Genomic DNA, 19,854 nt, shown 5'->3' with positions numbered 1-19,854 from the left:
ACAGAGTGTTAAAATGTTTTTATTAACCACAGCCATGCTTTTTTACAAAGCCCACCGCCGAAAGCTGATACCTGAATGCCTTGGGCACAAAAATTAAATTCTATTTTGCCCACCAACTTACTAACTTAAGTTAACTAATAAATTATATTCTATGCTCCTCAAAATCATAACCCTTGCAACCTGTTTGACTTGGAACAAAGGTCCAGAACCTACGCCAAAAGCAATTCCTGCCAAAGGACTACTACGCCATGTAGTTGTGGTAACATTCAAGACTAATACTTCTATGGACTTGATACGAAAAGTTGATATTTCGTTCAAAAATCTATCTAAATTATCTATGGTAAAAAGCTATGAATGGGGAATTGTAAAGGATGATAAAAACCCCAGTAAAGTAAAGCATGTATACGTTACTACTTTCAAAAGTCAAAAAGAAGAAGATGCCTATGGCAAATCACCCGAACACCAGAAACACATTAAACTAGGTGCTGAAAATATCGAGTCTGTAGAGGCCATAGACTATTTCTTACCTTAATTGAGTGAGTTGAGATTGAGTGACTTAGTGATTATTTTTAAATGGACTAGTAGAGACGCAATGATTGCGTCTCAGTCCGAGTGATATCTAGTATGAGAGTATCAAAAAAGGCGTTGGAATTATAAAAAGCGCCGTAGGTGCGACAGAAAACAAAATATGTTGGATTCTGTCGCACCTACAGTGCTTTCTAAAATAGTAGATAAATAATATGTTGATTGTATTCTTCAGATTGAGAGTTCCTTCAAATAACAGATTTACTGTTAACAAATAACATCCTCCTACTTAAACAACAATTGTGAAAATAAGAAAATATCATGTCGCCAAACAGGCCAAGTATGTCCACCAGCGTATTCACTATATTTGTATTTTACCCCCATGTCATCAAATTTTTTCATCATAATTTGGCAATTGGCATGAGCAATATCTTCTTTCCCTCCCATCGAAATCCATAACTCTTTTAGATTTGAGTTGATTGTCGAAGCGTTGTTTTTCATGAATTCGTATTGAGGATCAGACAGTTTTGTATTATTAGCCCACCATCCTGAACTGAATACCCCCAAGTATGAGAATAAATCGGTGTTCTTGATTCCTGCATAAAGTGTTTGTAATCCACCCATCGAAAGCCCTGCCAAAGCACGATTTTTCGCATCGGTTTCTACTCTGAAATTGCTTTCTACAAATGGAATTGCCCCATTTTTCAATTCATTTTCGAAGGCCTTGAGTTGTGGCTCTCCAAAGCCTGCAATTCCACCACCATTGCCATAAAAATTGCCATCTAGCATGGCAATTACCATTGGTTTTGCTTTTTGCTCGGCTATCAAATTATCCAAAATGAGGTCGGTACGACCTTGTGTTGCCCAGCCACGCTGATCCTCGCCACCGCCATGTAGAAGATACAAAACAGGATATTTTTCGGTTGTCTTATCATAGCCTGGCGGTGTATAAACGTACATTTCACGCCATGTGTTACTAGCTTTTGAGAAATACTTTTTGATACGAATATCGCCATGAGGTACATCTTTGAGGGCATAAAAACCACCTTCTTTGTAAGGAATTTCGATGCCACTCGCTTGGCGACTCATACCGTAAAAAGTCTCGCTAGCAGGATCGACGACGGCTACATCATCAATCAATAAAGAATAGTAATGAAATCCGCGACTGATAGAATCGGTGGTAACGTGCCAGAAACCAGTGCTATCTTTGATCATATCGTATTTTTTTCCTAAATCAATTTGTACTTTATGAGCATTAGGAGCTTTTACTTTGAATACCACACGGTTGTCAGGAAGCACTTGAGGATACTGAGCATTGCGAATATTGGTGCTAGCAGGGGTTCCCAAAATAGTATATTTGGTAAAAGAAGAAGTATTCACGGGTTTAAACAAAAACTGAGAATACATATACAAGCCGTTTTTCCAGACTTTAAAATCATGAACCCCAGGCTCAAGATAATAAATATGTGGCACATCGTTTTGGTACAAATACTCATGTGTACGCTTGCTAAAAGAAAGTAATCCGTCGTTATCGCCACAAGAAATCCATAGTAATTTGAGTTTCTTTTTGGCTTCTTCAGGATTAGGTACCAACTCTTTTGGAATCTTGGTATTGGGTGCTGACGAAAAACCACCAACCCATGCAAATTTATCTAAATTACCCAAGCCAAAGTTAAGCGATTGTCCACCGCCCATCGAAAGTCCAGCAATGGCGCGACTTTCTCGGTCGATTAATGTGGGGTATTTTTTCTCAACAAAAGGAATTAAATCGTTTAATAAATCTTTTTCGAAAGTAGCAAAAGCTTGTACTTTATCAGGAGCCATAATATTACCCACAGCACGGTCGTCTTTCATGGCACGGCCATTAGGCATTACGACAATCATCGGCTGGATTTTACCTTCGGCGTATAGATTATCTAAAATTATTTGAGGTTTACCGCCATTAAGCCACTCCTTTTCATCACCACCGATACCATGCAACAGATATAGCACAGGGTATTTCGTTTTTTTATTGAAACCAGGGGGTGTATAAACTAGGGCTTTTCGGCTAGTGCCTACAGTTTTGGATTCATAGACAATCGTATCTATTTTGCCATGTGAAATAGTACTTTGAAGTACATCAAAACCTTTAGGAGCTTCTGGGGCTATTTGCTGAGCCTGCAAACCATTTGCCTGAAACAGTAAGGCAGTCAAGCAAGCCCATAATGTTTTTTTCATAGTATGAGTTATTTTAGGTTGTATTTGTATTAAATATGCGCTAGGCTGTAAGCCATAGGTATTAGGCAAAGAGTTCTAATATGTTTTTGCCGAAAGCCCATTGCTGAAAGTCGAAAGCCAAATAGTTGAATTTTAAATTGCCTACTAACTTATAAAAGTGCCGTAGGTACGACAGAAAACCAAAATCTTGAGGTCTGTCGCACCTACGGCGCTCTTTTTGTTGGTCAGGAAAAATTCTTTGCTACCAAACTATCGCTCCTACGAAGCTAATGAAAAGATTGGTTTCTGAAAAATCCTAATCTACAGGCATATCTATGCGGTATAATTGATAAAGTGAATTGTGAATTTAAAAAATTGCATTCACAATTCACCACTCAGCACTAATTAGTATCCTGCATTTTGTGTAAATGGAGGGCCTTCAACAGTACGATCTATTTCTGACTGTGGAATAGGTCTCAAAACGTGAAAATCTTTCACATAAGGAGCAGCCTCGGTATTCCAAAGTTTAATACGTCTTACCAATGATTTTGTACGTACTAAATCTTGGTATCTCATCCACTCACCGAACAACTCACGACTTCTTTCATCCAAAATAAAGTCGATTGTTACATCCGAATCCTTGATTAACATCGCTGCAGCCGCCGCTGTATTTTGCGCTGGTGTATTTGTTTTGCGATAAGCTGCTCTTTGACGAAGCACATTCAACAACTCGGCAGCCTTTGCCTTGTCTCCAGCCTGAAGATAAGCTTCTGCTCCAATAAGATATACCTCAGCAAATCGTGTAATTACAACAGGACGAGTAGAAGGGTCATTGAAATTACTTCCACGACTAGGATCCATGTGCTTTTTGATAGCTGGATATACATCTGATTTCCAAAGACTTGGAGGGATGATAAGTCCTTTGAATGGTCTTGTGCCATAGAATTGAGGTGCACCTGCTACTTCAAAATCAGGAAGCCAAACGGCAGTATCTACCCCAACTTGAGTTGTGTAAGAAATTCCTCTTTTGTTATTGGCTGCCGTAGCAGTGTTAGTAATAGATTGGTTTGCGATATATACCGTATAGAAGGTATTAGCAAATCGTGAATCTATATCTCTTTTTACAAAAGCTTGGTCAAGGAAATAGTTCTTTCCAGCCACTTCTCCAGAGCTTTGTTTAACACTATTTGGACGCAAACGTTGGTATGGACGACCATAATATGAGTCACGAACCATCAAAGAAGTACCAGAGTTTACTAAAACTCCACTCGCATTTACCGTTGAGTTTACACCACTATTGTTTGGATAGTTCCAGTTGGTAAACCAAGGTGTTAGGTTTTGTCCAGCACCACCACTGGCACCACCACCCACTGTATAATAGCCAAATTTAGCATCATTTGAGTGGTCACTCACAAACATTGTTTCTTTTCCATAGTCATTAGCAGGCACAAAAGCATCGCCAAAGTCTTGCCACAAATCCAAGCCATAGTTGGCTTTGTTAGCAATAATATCACTCGAAATTTTAGCTGCTTCAGCATAGTCTGTTTGTGAGTTGGTCAACCAACCACGTGTTAGATAGGCTTTTGCTAAGAAAAATTGTGCAACAGGTTTTGTCGCTGCTTTACCCAAAAACGGAGCAGTTGGTTTTTCTGGTAAATCAGCAGCAGCTTCTGTCAAGTCTTTGATAATGAGCTTATATACTTCCAACGCTGGGTCTCTTTTTGCTGCCTGAGAAGGAACTGTAATAAATTCAGTATGCAATGGCACATCTCCCCAAGTTTGCACTAGATAGAAATACCAAAAAGCACGTAAGAATTTGGCCTGTGCCAAATACTGTTTTTTGGTAGCCTCAGGAAGGTCAATACTCTGACCAAACTTTAATACCCCGTTGATGGTATTGACACATGTAAAGGCTGTTCCCCATGCCGAACCAAAGTTGGTACCATTAAGACCGTTGAACGTATGAATAGGCCCACCGCCGCTACTTGCCCCTTGAACAAATTCGTCGGTTCCCGCTTGCATTTCAGAGGAGAACCCTTCAGTACCCCATTGGTTACGAATTTCATTGTAAACCCCTGCAATACCTCCCAATACACCAGCAGGGCTATTGAAATAGGAAGGTACGATCTGAGATTGAGGTTTTTCTTCTAGTATATTTTCACAACCAAAACTTAAAAATAGAGTACAAGCAAGTATTGATATTTTTATTTTTTTCATTTTTCCGATTATTAAAATTTGAGATTAACACCTAAAGTAAACTGACGCACAGGAGGGTTATTAAGGTTTACACTAATCACACGGTTGAAGTTACCTCCTTGAATGGTGTTACCATAACCGTTTCCTTCAGGGTCAATAGCCAGTTTGTCTCTTACTAAAGGCGAATACAGAATAAGCGGGTTTGTTGCATTGATATACACACGAGCAGAACTAAAGCCTAATTTGCCTAGCATTTTTGTAGGAAGTGTATATCCGACATTAATACTTCTTACTTTGATAAATGAACCATCTTGGTACTGTGTTGTAGAGGTAAAGTCTCTTACACCACCGCCTGCATTTGGTCTTGGGAATGCATTGGTTGGGTTGTCAGTTGTCCAGTAATCCATCACCAATTGGTTAGAGCGACCTTGGTTAAGGAATCCAAATCCTGAGCCACCACCTGATGTTCCTGCCAAATATGGTACTAATACTTTCATACCCATACGAGCGTAAGTCACAATTGACAAGTCAAAGTTTTTGTAGCTAACTCTATTGGTGAAGCCTCCTTCCCAAGCTGGCTGGAAGTTACCAATAACTTTACGGTCATTAGCATCAATTTTTCCGTTACCATCTACATCTTCTACACGGATTTCACCTGGCACCTGTACAGGTGATGTTTGTTTTGCTAAAGTACCATTGTCTTTATCTGACTGTTGCCAAATACCGATTTTGTTATAATCATAAATAACCGTAAGTGGCTGTCCAACAAACCAATAGTTACCTTTATTGTCCAATTCGGTAGGTGTTGTTAGCTGAGTGATTTTTTCACGGTTGAAGAAGTACGTTAAATCTGTGCTCCAGTTAAATCCACTTTTACTTCTGATTACATCAATGGTAACAGAAGATTCAAAACCACTACCCTCTGTTTTTCCTAAGTTTTTGAGCGCCGAACCTGCACCATTACTTTGAGGGAGGTTTACTGAAAGCAAAATGTCTTTTGTACTTTGTTTGTATACATCAAATGAACCAGTTACGCGGTTGTTAAACAACCCGATTTCTAAACCAAAATCCCATTGTGCTGTAGACTGCCATCCCAAATTACTTGCTGGCAAACTAGTTACTGTATACGCAAGAGCTTGACCCGCTGTAGTAGTACCGAAGTTATAATAACCTGCAGAAAGTGCGCCTAATGTTGCATAAGGATCTACGTTACGGTTTCCTGAAATACCCCATCCACCTCTCAATTTCAAGTTTGAAACTGCAGGAAGTTTTTGCATGAAAGGCTCATCAATAACATTCCAGCTAAAACCAATGGCAGGATAGTTAAAATACTGATTACCTGGCGATAAAGTCGACGAACCGTCTCTACGGAAAGTAGCAGTCATCGTATATCTATTGTTGAATGTATAATTCAAACGTGCCATGTAAGATACCAAACCAGTTTCTGAGAAAAAGTTTCCACTAGAAGCATTGGCAGTTATCGTTCCAGATGCTAAAGCGAAGTTGGCTGTTTTGATGTAATCCGCAGGTACTCCTTTTACATTAAAGTTTGAACCTAAACTATGGTTTTTAGTGATTTCATATAAAGCAGTCAAACTAACTTTGTGTTTTTGAGCAAATACTTTATCGTAGTATAACAAATTCTGGAAGTTCACATCCCAATACTCGGTATTTCTAATATCGGCACTTGAAACACTTTGATCTGTTCCTGTATTGACAAAGGTGTTTGGTGGAGCATAACCATTGAAATGTGATTGACTAAAGTTCAAACCAGCATTGAAACGATATTTAAGTCCATCCAAAATGTTTACTTCAGCATACAAACTATTGAAAGTTCTTAACGAACGCTCATTAGAAAGGATATCTGCTCCGCGAGAGATTAGTGTCAATGGGCTTACTGCTTGTGCTTCGATTGTTCCTTTTTTAGGATTCAAATTCACAGAACCATCAGCATTATACGGCAACACCAAAGGCGAAAGACGAACAAGTTCTGTTGGTATACCACCTCCCGCAGGGTCGTTACGGTGTGTCAAGGTGTTGATGGTATTCAAGCCGATTTTTACATGCTTTCCTATTTTTTGGTCTATTGTCGCACGAATTGTCATACGATCAAAATTCTGATTTGGCATAATCCCCGTTTCATTGAAATAGCCAACTCCCATGCCATATTGCGTATTTTCTACACCACCTTGTAATCCAAGTTGGTGACTACTGTTAAACCCAGGCTTGTACAATAAACTTTGCCAGTCGGTAGATACCCCTGCCGCCAAATTTGCCTTTTCTTCTTCTGTCAAAGGATATGCTGTTGTACCCGCACCTTGTGTGTTATACGCTGCCGACAAATCTTTGAATTTGGCATACTGCTCGCCATTCATTACGTTGTATTTACCCATCATACTTGTTATGCCGTGATATCCATCATAACTAAATATTGGCTTGCCAACTTTACCTCTTTTGGTAGTTACTAAAATCACACCACCTGCACCACGTGAGCCATAAATAGCCGTTGCTGAAGCATCTTTCAAAATTTCAATATTCGAAATATCATCTGGGTTGATATCGTTCAAACCTCCAAAAGGAATACCATCTACCACTACTAATGGGCCATCAAGTCCATCGCCAGAGCCTGTTGTCAATGAGCGGTTACCACGAACACGAATCGATGCCTGACTACCGGGTGTAGAGCCATTGCTCACAATAGAAACCCCAGCGGCTCTACCTTTTAATGAATTTAGCAAGTTGGGTGCTGGTACTTCTTTGAGGGTTTTCTCAGATACGGAAACCACAGCTCCAGTGATATCTCTTTTCTTTTGAGTACCATAACCCACTACAATTACTTCACCAAGCTCACGGGTATCGGCACTTAATACAATCTCTACAAATGTTCTTGTACCAATGTTAATTTCAGCTGGTAAATATCCAATACTCGAAATTACAAAAACCGTGTTTTTCGCTACATTAGACAGAGTGTATTCTCCATCGTTATTAGCTACTGTTCCTACATTACTTCCCTTTACCTTTATAGTAGCGCCTGCCACAGGTTTTCCATCTTCTGCCGTTACTTTTCCTTTGATAGTTTGCGCCTGAATTGTATAGCTCAAAAGAACTGCAAACATCATTAAACACAATTTCATCAAGGGAAAACTTTGCCACTGAATAATAAAGTAATTATTTCTTTTCATAGAGTAAAATATGATTGTTTTAAGATAGAATATTATCCTCTCGAGAAGAGGGGCGTCTTTTGACGGTGTAAAGTAAGTTTATGTCCGAAAATTGGATTAGCACATTTTACTCGATTTTTGTACGAAATGTTTTATCCATAAAAAAATACCAGTATGTTAGCCGTATATAGGTTGCTGGCTAGCATACTGGTATCTTGATTGGTCTTTTTTCTTGGTAAAAGTTGGGGTATATCTACCCTTTTTTTCAATTTAGTAAACTTCTGTTTTCTCTACTAAAATATCTGTTTTTCGTTTCAATCGAATATATTCAGAAGGTGTCATTTGGTACTTTGTCTTGAAGGCTCTCGCAAAGTAATTTGTATTTGAAAAGCCCACTTCAAAGCTAATATCTGCAATTCTTAAATCACTTTTTTCGAGTAAGTAGGCAGCCTTTTTCAAGCGCATCGATCGAATATATTCTACGGGAGTCTCGCCTGTGAGCGCCAATATACGGATATAGAAAGTGCTACGACTCATATTCATCATTTTACTTACTTCTTCAACTGACAAGTTTGTTTGTAAGATATTTTCCTCGATATGACGAGTTACTTCCAATAAGAACTTTTCGTCTTGCGACTCTATCTGTACTTCTGGCGTTTCTACATTAATATGTTTGCTGTAGGTTTCTCTGAAGGTCTGATTCGTTTTTAATAAATTACCAATTTTTACATCCAAAAGATTAAAACTAAAAGGCTTGACCAGATAGTCGTTTGCGCCTAGCGATAGTCCATTTAGTTGGTCTTTTTCTTCAGCCAAAACGGTTAAAAGTATAATAGGAATATGTTTGGTTCTATTATCGTTTCGGATTTTTTGTAAAAGTGATATACCGTCCATCTTAGGCATATTGACATCACTGACAATCAATACTGGATGCGCTGATAAAGCTTTTTGCCAGCCTTGTTTACCGTCTGCAGCTTCGATAATTTTGTATTTGTCACTCAAGTTTTCTTTCAAGTAGTACCGAATATCATCACTATCGTCTATGAGCAAAATAGTAGGTTTTTCAAATTTCTCCGTCGTTGTTTCCTGAATATCAATTGCACATTCTTCCTCAGAGAACTCCTCTTCCTGTGGAACAAAAGTCTCCTGTTGAAAAGTACTACTTGTCTCTTTCAAGGGCAAAAAGACGGTAAAGATACTTCCCATTCCTTCTTCACTTTCTACTTCGATATTACCACCATGCAATTTGACGAACTCTTTGGTAATAGACAGCCCGATACCACTACCTTGGTTTAAGGTTGATTGGTTGGTAGGTATCTGAAAAAATCTATCAAAAATCTTTTCGTACATCTCTTTAGAAAAGCCAGAGCCTGTATCTCCTACGATAAATTTAATTCCACTGGCGTCGGCTGCTATTTCGACATGAAAATAGACACTTCCATTAGGATCTGTAAACTTTAAGGCATTTGAGAGTAAATTCAATAAAATACGCTCAATTTTATCTTTATCAAAAGCGCAATAATAGGACTGAGTTACACTTTCAAAGTCCAACTGAATATGTTTGGTTTCGGATAAATATTTAAAGGACTCAAAGATATCTTTGGCCACCTCAATCACATCACCTTCTGATAGGTGCAACTTCAGCTCATTGTCTTCTATTCTTCTAAAATCCAATAGCTGATTGACCAAGTTTAATAACCGCTTTGCATTTCGATTAATAAGATTGAGTGTTTGTATTTTTTTCTCACTTTGTTCATTTACCATCAGACTCTCTACTGGATTCAGTACAAGGGTCAATGGTGTTTTTAGTTCATGACTTAGATTGGTCAAAAATTTGATTTTGAGTTTCTCTAGCTCTATTCTACGCTCATTTTCTGTTCGTTCTTTTTCTAATTCAAACTCATTTTTGAGTTTTTCAATCCCTCTTTTTCGAAGATACCAAAGGGTAAAAAATACGATATAAAAATAAATAAAATAGGCAATTGGAGTCTTCCACAAAGGAGGCAACACATTGACTTCTAAGACCTTTTCGGGCGTATGCCAAGAACCATCTTCACTTTGAGCTTTCAACCGAAATAGGTATTTGCCGGGGTCCAAATTAGTGTAAACGGCATTGGTTACAGCTCCGACCTTATTCCATTCTTTATCAAATCCTTCTAATATGTACGAATACTGACTTTCTTGTGGGGAGGTATAATTGAGTGCCACAAAATCGAGCGAAAAATTCTGTTTGTAGCTCAGGGTAATCTTATCAGCTACGGTAATCGGTTTGTCAATTTCAGCATTTTCGCCAGGAACGACACTTTTGTTACCAATCTTCAAATCCGTCAGAATCAACTTAGGGGTTTTGTTATTAATATTTAGCGTAGAAGGTATAAAATAATTAAATCCATCGAGCCCACCAAAATAGATTTCGCCAGACTGTGTTTTGATTCCAGCCCCCATATTGAAAGTACTCTGCTGAACACCATTATGGTAATTGTAATTTTTGAAAGTCTTTTTTCTTGGATCAAACTTACTAATTCCTTGGTTGGTGCTCACCCAAAGATTATTTTCTTCATCTTCAAGGATTTTGTAGACGATATCATTTGATAAGAGTTGGGCTTCACCGTATTGTATAAACTTTCTTTGCTGAAAATCAAATGTACATAGGCCCACACCAAATACACCCATCCAGACTTTACCACGGGTGTCACAATAAATACTCAGGATTCGGTCAAGTGCTAAATTACTTGTGGCATGATTCAGGATTTCGATTTTATGATTTTTAGGATTATAAATCGCACAACCTGCACCATTTGTTCCTATCCACATATTACCCTGAGCGTCTTCTTCTAATGTCGTGGTATATCCATTCGTTAAAAAGTTATAGACTTTAGAGGTAGACTGATAGAGGTCTCTAATCGAATGTAGCTTTTGGGTGGATGTTTCATAAATAAATACCCCTTCTCCGTTGGTACCAATCCAGATATTACCTTGTTTATCTACTTTCAGGCAATTTACGGGAACATCACTACCCTGATTCGCCCTTATTTTGATATATTTTACTCGTTTATTTTCGGTATCCAAAATATACATTCCATCGCCATATGTCCCTACAATAAGCTTATTACCAATCACTTCCAATGCACCAACAATTTTGCTAGGAATTAATTTATTGAATAGAATATGCTCAATAAGCCCTGTTTTTTTATCATAAAGGTTAAGCCCACCTCCATCGGTCCCTATATAGATTTTTCCGTTGGGCATTTCGGCGAAGGAAGTAATCGATCTTGCGCTCAAGCCACGTGCATCGAAAGGATTGTAAGATTTGTGATTAAAAAAAGCCAAATTAGCATCGTACTTATTAATACCTCCTTGTAAAGTACTTAGCCAGTAAAGCCCATTATGGTCGATATAAATTTCACGTACCGAATGACCTATAAAGTCATTTTGGTAATACTGATTTTTAGCAATTGTATTTGCTATTCTAAAGGCTTTTTTGGTATGTGTATCAAAAACATTAGCTCCATCATCAGTACCAACCCATAACATCCCGTCTTTGTCAAAAGTGATTTTATAAATTTTGTTATTACTGAGTGTATTAGGATTGTTGGGATGATGTTGGTAGCTCAAAAATCGATTATCATCTTGTAATAAATTCAAACCTTCATCGGTACCAAACCAAAATTCACCATTGGTTCCTTCTGCAATAGAGCGAACTATACTACTTGATATACTAGTAGGATTTTTAGGATTATGTTCAAATCTAATAAAGCCCTTTCTATCTTCTTTTAGTCTATGTAAACCAGCGTTTGTTCCTACCCAAATTCGTTTTTTTGAATCCTCAAACAAGCACAAAATTACATCAGAAGATAAAGCATCGACATCTTTTTCATTTTTTCGGTAGCCCCGAATTTGCTTTGTTCTTGTATCCAAATAGTATAGACCCGTATAAGTACCCACCCACAAATTTCCTCGGCTGTCGGAACACAAACTTCTAATCCAACCATAAGGGGTGAAATCAATATTTGTAAATTGATTTTGGCTTCGGTCATACAAAGACAGCGTTGTGCAAATTCCCACCCATAAGTTGCCGTGATTGTCCTCGGTCATTGCCGCCACCGAACCTCTTCCGATACTTCTGGGATCAGAATCTTTGTGACGGAACACCTTAAAGTTTTGCCCATCAAACTTTGTTAGACCATCATCAGTCCCAAACCACATAAAACCATCCCTATCCTTGTGAATTGCATAGGTAGTGTTAGAGGCAAGACCATTTTTGGTAGTATAATTAGTGAAGTTATATATCGAATGCTGGCTCCAACTTTGATAACATAATAGGATAAAAATATAAAGGATCATTTTTTTCATAAGCTGGGAGTTTTAAGCAGTAATCGATATCTCTAATATAAAAAGGAATAAAGAGGCTTTTTCTACTTTTACTTAGGTTAATCCCAAAAAGGCTGAGCTCTTACTTCCTGAAAAACTAAATAATTTTAGGAGTGCTTTCGAGTGATAAAGAGAAATTTACTACTTTTAGAAAGATACTTCTTAATGCCACCCTTGGTGTCTTGAGTACCTCCAATAGTAAATTGTTACACTATTCTAAAAATTAAAACTATGAAAAACGTATTAAGTTCTTATCCATTTATCCCAAAGTCAAAACTTTATAAGTGTAGATTATTTTTACTCTTGATAGCACTGTCTGTGAGCGGTTTAAGTTGTAGTAATCAGATGTTTCCTGATACATTCATTGCCTTAAATCCTGATAAAGACTACAAGCCTACTTCAGCCGATTCTGTGCAATTATATGTTACTCAACTTCCATCAAAACCGTATCATGAAATAGGTATTTTGTATATCAGCACAAGAACCAATAGGTATGATGCTGGTGTAGTGAATCAGAATTTAGCTATTTTGAAAAAAGTGGCTGCAAAACACGGAGCAGACGCCATTATTAGACTTGATGTGACAGATTTTAATATCAAAGGAGTTGCAGTGAGTTGGAAATAGTTAAATATTGCAGTTCTGTTACTTTCAATTCTTCAAGGGTCTATTTCATACCTAAAAAATGGGGGCTTCTATTATTGCCTACGACCCTTGATATTAAATCGATTTTTGATGTCAGAACCTGATACGCTAAATTTCCTAAGGACTCAAAACAGATAGAGTGCTATTAAAAATTTCATCTATCTGTTTTCTATATCTTTTCCCATTGACCCAATTTTATCAAATAGTGCTGCAACTTTAATTTAAGACAAACTCCGATTTCGGTCATTATTAAAAAATCCTTTTAATCATCATTTAAGAGGCTTCCCAATAAACTATTTTGACATCAAACGATAAATCAAAGTTTTTTACTAGGTAAATCAACATGGACTCAAATCAGCGTTTCTAACTTTATCATAGGCAATACATTAGGTATTTTAGTTTGTAAAAAAACGTAAAAAATTCTATCAAGGACTTTTTTGATTCCGAAATTTAAAGCAATAAATTATGTCACAAAATCTTCACACAACACCTAATAGTACCAATAAATGGATTGGTTTGAACATAGTTAGTCCTTTTTTGATTATTTGTGCTACACTTCTATTATACGTTCACCTATTTTCACGGTGCAAAAATTAAAACTACTTCTGACTTTATTACCATCAAATGTCTGAACCATTACGAAGCGCTCATCTAGATAGACTCCCTATCCCAAAACCAATTATTCAATCCTTTGAATTAAAAAAGTATTCCTTTTGACGTAGCTACGCAGAGGGGCAAAGTTTTTACTTTTTCAGTAAAATAAATTTTAGCAAATACATTTTATAGTCATGAAAATCAAAGCATTCATTTTAGTACTTACTTATTTGTTTACAGTCAGTGTTTCAAACGCACAGAAAACTACTTTGCAAAACCCTATTTTGACGGGTTTTTACCCTGACCCAAGTATTGTAAAAGTAGGAGAAGATTATTATTCTGTTCATTCTACTTTCTCGTATTTCCCAGGTTTGCCTATTATGCACAGCCGTGATTTGAAAAACTGGAAACAAATTGGGAATGTCATCAACCGTCCCTCACAAATGGACTTCATGGGCGAGCGTATGAGTCGTGGACTTTTTGCCCCTGCCATTGCTTACTACAAAGGCATTTACTATGTTACTTGTACCGATATTGACCACGACGGTAACTTTGTGGTGACGGCTACGAATCCTGCAGGTCCTTACAGCGATCCTGTAAAATTGCCACAAGTAAGAGGCATCGACCCCTCCATTTATTTTGACGAAGCTACCGATAAAGCCTACATCGTTTATAACAGCGAAGCTCCTGATAATAAGCCTCTTTACTCTGGTCATCGTACCGTGCAAATGTATGAGTTTGATTACAAGAACTTGAAAACGATTGGTGACAAAAAGCAATTGATCAACGGCGGCGTAGATATTACAAAAAAACCTGTTTGGATAGAAGGACCACACGTTATGAAACGTAACGATTGGTATATTTTGTACTGTGCAGAAGGCGGAACCTCGGTCAATCACTCACAAGTGGCCTTGCGTAGCAAAGATATTTGGGGGCCTTACGTACCATTTGAAGGAAATCCAGTATTAACGCAAAGAGAATTACCAGCTAACCGCCCAAATCCGATTACCTCGGCAGGACACGCCCAATTTATCGAAGGACCTGATGGCAACTGGTATTCTATATTTCTGGCGGTTCGTCCGTATGAAGGTGATTATTACAATACAGGTCGTGAAATGTTTATTGCTCCGCTCACTTGGGTGAACGATTGGCCAATTATTGAGCATGGTGAAAAAGCCATCGAATACAAATACGAAACCAATATTAAAGAAGTAAAACAAAACGGTGCTTTGCCTCAAAACGGTAATTTTTCTTATACCATGAAATTTGATAAAGGTCTTGACCTTTCCATGATGCACTTACGCACTGTAGATAGTAGTTCGTTCAAAACTTCTAAAAACGGGCTTACCCTAAAACTCAAACCTGAAACTATTTCAGAACTCGGCAATCCATCTTTTGTGGCCAAACGCCAGCAACACATGAATAGCACTGCCGAAACAGAACTTGTTTTTTCTCCAAAATCTGAAAAAGAAAAAGCTGGTTTGGTGATTTATCAAGATGAAAGTCATTACTATTTCTTAGCAAAATCAATCAAAGATGGTAAAACACAGGTAGAATTGTATAAAAGTGTTCACCGCAAAAAAGACGTAGAGTTAATCAGTACGCTACCTGTTGGCAATGGAAAATTGGTTTTACGCATAACCAATAATGCAGATAAATGCCATTTTGCCATTTCAGAAAATGGCAAAGACTTTAAGAATTTGGCTGAAAATCAAGATGGTAAGCATCTATCTACCAGAGTTTCAGGTGGATTTATTGGTAACGTTTTTGCGATGTATGCGACTTCAAACGGTGAAAAATCTGACAATAGTGCCACATTCAAGTATTTAAAATACAGCGGTGAAGATTCTGTACTGAAATAAAAGTAGCCTTATTTGTTTCACCATTAAATAAGGTAATCTTGAGTGAAACTATAGAGCGTTCGGCTTTTAGCTGTGGGCATTGGATTAAAATATTTCGTATGAATTGATAGAATATTTTTGCCGAAAGCCCATTGCTGAAAGTCGAAAGCCCAAAAATTGAATGGTATTTTACCCACCAAGGTAATAAAATTCTATTTCGCACCTTGACAGTATTCTATTGATTATGCACATTATTCGTCATGATTTGAATTAACAAAACTATCCAAAAACAATGAAGCAAGTACTACTATTAGTTAGTTGCTTGGTCGGATGTCTCGTAAATTCCGCTCAAGCTCAGCAAATTATCCCTTTATATGATGGCGCTGTTCCAAATGCTAGAGCTACCAGCAAAAAAGAAATCAACGAAAATGGAATGTACAGGGATGTAGTTACTCCTACACTAGAATATATCAAACCCGAAAAACCCAACGGGACTGCAGTCATCGTAATTGCTGGGGGAGGTTATGGCGTAGTTGTTTATAATGGTGAGGGTTTGAGTACCGCCAAAGCCTTGGCAGAAAAAGGGATATCCGCATTTGTTCTGAAATACAGATTACCCAACGATGATATCATGGTGGATAAAAAAATAGGAGCTTTACAAGATGCTCAGAAAGCCATCAAGATTGTACGTGAAAATGCTGACAAATTTGGGATTGATAAAAACAAAATAGGTATCATGGGCTTTTCGGCAGGAGGACACTTGGCAAGTACTGCCGCTACGCATTTCGAGAAATCCTATATCGAAAATCCCAATAACACCAGCTTACGACCTGATTTTCAGATATTGGTTTACCCCGTTATTACGATGAAAGACGGACTTACGCACGGCGGTTCTCGTGATAATTTGATTGGTAAAAATCCTACTGCTGCCGACATCGAAACTTTTTCTAATGAATTACAAATCAAAGCCAATACGCCACCAGCTTATTTGACTCACGCTGCCGACGACAAACTTGTAGATGTGGACAATAGTATTTCCTATTTTGAAAATTTACGAAAAAACAAAGTTGAGGTCGAGATGCACATTTATCCCAAAGGCGACCACGGATTTATTTTCAGACATAAAGGCTGGATGGAACCTCTCTTTGATTGGTTGAAGCGCAATAATTGGTTGTAATTAAGTAATCGTGCAGAGTTGAATCTAAACTTTGGGCTTTCGGCTCTACTAGTTCAAGACTTAGTCTTGGACGCATTTTTTTTATAGGTTGAAACTGTTTTTACAAAATTCAGATAAAACCCAAGCACTCGAATGACACCCTCACGTTTTGTCCAGTAATCAGCTTTTTAACATAAACCTAAAATTAACAATGAAAAGTACCGTTTTATCTCTTTTATTCAGCATATCAAGCTGTGGTATTGCGCTAGCACAAAACCAGCAAAATGCTATTATTGAGGACTTTAAACCCTCTCCGCTCAACCAGCCACAACAAGAGTATCCGATGGTAAATTCCCAAGGATATGCTCGTTTCAAAATTATTGCACCTGCTGCCGATAGCGTTCGGGTAAGTTTGGGGCTTGGTGGCAGAGGTGGCACAAAATTAGAAAAAGCCAGTGACGGCAGTTGGATGGGTACAACGGAAGGCCCAATGGACGAAGGTTTTCACTATTATAATGTAAAAATCGACGGAGGAAAATTCAATGACCCCGGTGCTATGAATTACTACGGCTCTATTCGTTGGGAAAGTGGCATCGAAATTCCTGCCCATGACCAAGATTTTTATGCCCTCAAAAACGTACCACATGGTCACGTGCAACAAGTATTGTTTCCATCGCCAAGTACTAACACTTCTCGAAGAGCCTTTGTTTACACACCTCCTGGCTACGAATTGGGCAAAGACAAATACCCTGTTTTGTATTTACAACACGGTTGGGGCGAAGATGAAACCGCTTGGATGAACCAAGGTCATGCCAATTTAATCATGGATAACCTGATTGCCGAAGGTAAAATCAAGCCTTTTATTATCGTAAATACCTATGGCATGACCAACGAAGTAAAGTTTGGAAAAATCAGAGAGTTTAAAATCGAACCATTCCAAACGGTTTTAATAGATGAATTGATCCCTTATGTGGACGCTCATTTCAGAACTATTGCCAAACAATCACACCGTGCGATGGCTGGACTAAGTATGGGCGGTATGGAAACAAAAACCATTACCTTGAATAAGCCAGACGTATTTTCGTATTATGCACTTTTGAGTGGCGGTACTTATGCACCAACCGATATCAAAGATAAATCAAAAGTGAAACTTATCTTCTTGAGTTGCGGTAGCAGGGAAAGACCAGAAGGTGTGAATAATGCAGTGACAGCTTTAAAAGAAGCTAATTTTAATGCCGTTTCTTATGTTTCCGAAAAAACAGGTCATGAGTTCCAAACATGGCGTAGAAGTTTACGTGAATTAGCACCGCTTTTGTTCAAATAGACCAAACATAAGTGCTGAATGATGAGTTGTGAATTGCCCTTGTCTAAAATTTGTTGCCTTTTGAAGGCAACAAATTTTAGACAAGGGCAAACCTGTTTAAATTTTCGTAGCACTGCTTGCTTGAGCAATGAATTTATACTGTTTGAGAGCAGCGAGGTGGGACGCCACTCCGATTATAAATTCTTGAATTTTTTGCGACTACCACTGCGGTTATGTTTTGTATTAAGTTGGGAACGCCTAGTTAAAAAGTAAGGCCAAGAATTAATCAATAAAACTATTTTTTGAAAAGTTTAAACAATCCTCTTTTACACGATTTTACCTACCTAATATCTACAGTTTATTGCTTAAAGCATTACTACACAATTTTCAAGATATATTTTCATATGGCCGTCCTGCTTCATGAGGTTATTGAAAGGATAGTTCAGGACAGGTGAAAGGTGCTTTGAGAGCTCTGAAGCCTACAGATAATTTTGGTGTTATGGCGCAAAATCTTATCTTTAGTTATTGACCATCAACAAACCTTGTATTTTCATCTGAACTAATTATGCTTCAAAAATTACAAATTACACTTCAACGAAATTCGCTGGCTTTTCAAGTATTTGCTTCCCTGACGGCATTTTTTACCTACTTATGCTTTTATCCCTTCCGACGAGCTTATACGGCAGCCACGTATGAAGATTGGATTTTTTGGGGTATTCAATTCAAGATATTGATGATTACAGCTCAGGTGCTGGGCTTTGCCGTTTCGAAAGGATTAGGGGTGAAATATGTTTCTGAAATGCTTCCCGAAAATCGGTCTAAGAGTCTGATTATCATGTTGGCGCTATCGTGGTTGGCCTATCTGCTTTTTGCGTTGACACCTGCACCTTATAACCTGATTTTTATCTTTTTGGCGAGTTTGCCTTTAGGTATGGTTTATGGCACAATTTTGGGATTTTTGGAAGGGCGACGCAGTACAGATTTGCTGGTAGCAGTACTCACAGCTTCGTTTATTATGGGCTCTGGTTTTGCCAAAAGTATTGGAAAATGGGTGATGAATACGTGGGGAATTACAGAATTTTGGATGCCGTTTGTCGCTTGTGCAATTATGTTTATTCCTTTTGTTATTTGTGCTACCTTGATGGGGAAAATTCCTGCGCCTAATGCAGAGGATATTGTTAGTAGAACCATAAGAAAACCGATGCAAAAAGAGGATAGAAAAGCTTTTGTGAAGGAATTCTTTTTCAGTCTCAGCATTTTTGTCATTTCATATATTGTGCTCACAACCTTCCGTGAATTTAGGGATAACTTTACTCCTGAAATCTGGAAACTGCTGGGATACGCCAATAATTCAGCCATTTTTACGCAGACTGAAACACCTATTGCGGTTGCTGTATTGTTATTGATGGCTTCGATGAGATGGATAAAAAATAATTATCAAGCTTTTTTCTTGATTGAGATTTTGATGTTGTTGGGAGGAATACTCATCGGCTTGAGCACATTTTTGTTTCAAGCTCATGTAATCGGTCCTGTGGTTTGGCTAACGCTTTTGGGCTTTGGCGTTTATGTAGCGTATTCGATGTGTAATAGTTTGTATTTTGAGAGAATGATTGCATCTTTTCAGCGCTCAGGAACCATAGGTTTTCTTATCACATTGGCCGATTACTATGCGTATTTGGGAAGTATTTTAGTGCTTTTTTACAAAAACTTTTTCCAGAAAAGTATCAACTATCTTGACTTCTTTATCTCATTATCCTACGCTATTTCAGCCATTTATATTTTGTTGGTAGGGCTATCTATTGGGTATTTGCATAAAAAATATCAGCATAGACTTTAAGTATTCGGCTATGGGCTATTAGTGGAGAATAT

At 37.9% G+C, this 19,854-nt stretch carries 10 protein-coding genes; 6 read left to right on the top strand and 4 right to left on the bottom strand.

Annotated elements, in window-relative coordinates; genetic code table 11:
• The first annotated feature begins 151 nt into the window (after positions 1–151).
• Entirely contained in the window at positions 152–532 is a 381-nt protein-coding gene (locus QM524_RS20970) for a Dabb family protein (RefSeq protein WP_283346070.1), read from the top strand.
• 278 nt (positions 533–810) lie between these two features.
• Here QM524_RS20970 and QM524_RS20965 read toward each other — a convergent pair whose 3' ends face one another.
• The 4 genes from QM524_RS20965 to QM524_RS20950 form a co-directional block, all read right to left on the bottom strand.
• Positions 811–2,742, bottom strand: a complete 1,932-nt coding sequence (locus tag QM524_RS20965) for an alpha/beta hydrolase-fold protein (RefSeq protein WP_283346069.1) — start codon at positions 2,740–2,742, stop codon at positions 811–813.
• A gap of 384 nt (positions 2,743–3,126) precedes the next feature.
• Positions 3,127–4,938, bottom strand: a complete 1,812-nt coding sequence (locus QM524_RS20960) for a RagB/SusD family nutrient uptake outer membrane protein (protein WP_283346068.1) — start codon at positions 4,936–4,938, stop codon at positions 3,127–3,129.
• An 11-nt stretch (positions 4,939–4,949) separates the two neighbouring features.
• Entirely contained in the window at positions 4,950–8,099 is a 3,150-nt protein-coding gene (locus QM524_RS20955) for a SusC/RagA family TonB-linked outer membrane protein (RefSeq protein WP_283346067.1), read from the bottom strand.
• A gap of 249 nt (positions 8,100–8,348) precedes the next feature.
• Positions 8,349–12,431 carry a hybrid sensor histidine kinase/response regulator transcription factor gene (locus tag QM524_RS20950; RefSeq protein WP_283346066.1) on the bottom strand — a complete coding sequence of 1,361 codons (4,083 nt, stop codon included), beginning with the start codon at positions 12,429–12,431 and terminating at the stop codon, positions 8,349–8,351.
• Positions 12,432–12,680: 249 nt separating this feature from the next.
• On the opposite strand from QM524_RS20950, the gene QM524_RS20945 reads away from it, so the two are divergent.
• From QM524_RS20945 to QM524_RS20925, 5 genes are all read left to right on the top strand, one after another.
• Positions 12,681–13,073: a hypothetical protein gene (locus QM524_RS20945; protein WP_283346065.1), complete on the top strand. Its 393-nt coding sequence runs from the start codon at positions 12,681–12,683 to the stop codon at positions 13,071–13,073.
• Positions 13,074–13,879: 806 nt separating this feature from the next.
• Complete coding sequence (locus QM524_RS20940; RefSeq protein ID WP_283346064.1) at positions 13,880–15,547, top strand: glycoside hydrolase family 43 protein; 1,668 nt, start codon at positions 13,880–13,882, stop codon at positions 15,545–15,547.
• A 271-nt stretch (positions 15,548–15,818) separates the two neighbouring features.
• The gene (locus QM524_RS20935; protein WP_095164192.1) at positions 15,819–16,703 is read left to right on the top strand and encodes an alpha/beta hydrolase; all 885 of its coding nucleotides are present in this window, start codon (positions 15,819–15,821) and stop codon (positions 16,701–16,703) included.
• A 190-nt stretch (positions 16,704–16,893) separates the two neighbouring features.
• Entirely contained in the window at positions 16,894–18,006 is a 1,113-nt protein-coding gene (locus QM524_RS20930) for an alpha/beta hydrolase-fold protein (RefSeq protein WP_283346063.1), read from the top strand.
• A 544-nt stretch (positions 18,007–18,550) separates the two neighbouring features.
• Positions 18,551–19,822 carry a DUF5690 family protein gene (locus tag QM524_RS20925; protein ID WP_283346062.1) on the top strand — a complete coding sequence of 424 codons (1,272 nt, stop codon included), beginning with the start codon at positions 18,551–18,553 and terminating at the stop codon, positions 19,820–19,822.
• Positions 19,823–19,854: the final 32 nt, after the last annotated feature.

It is taken from the genome of Flectobacillus roseus, assembly GCF_030056595.1.
Classification (GTDB): domain Bacteria; phylum Bacteroidota; class Bacteroidia; order Cytophagales; family Spirosomataceae; genus Flectobacillus; species Flectobacillus roseus.
Note: the sequence above shows the minus strand (reverse complement) of the source record. Positions and strands in the feature narration are given on the sequence as shown.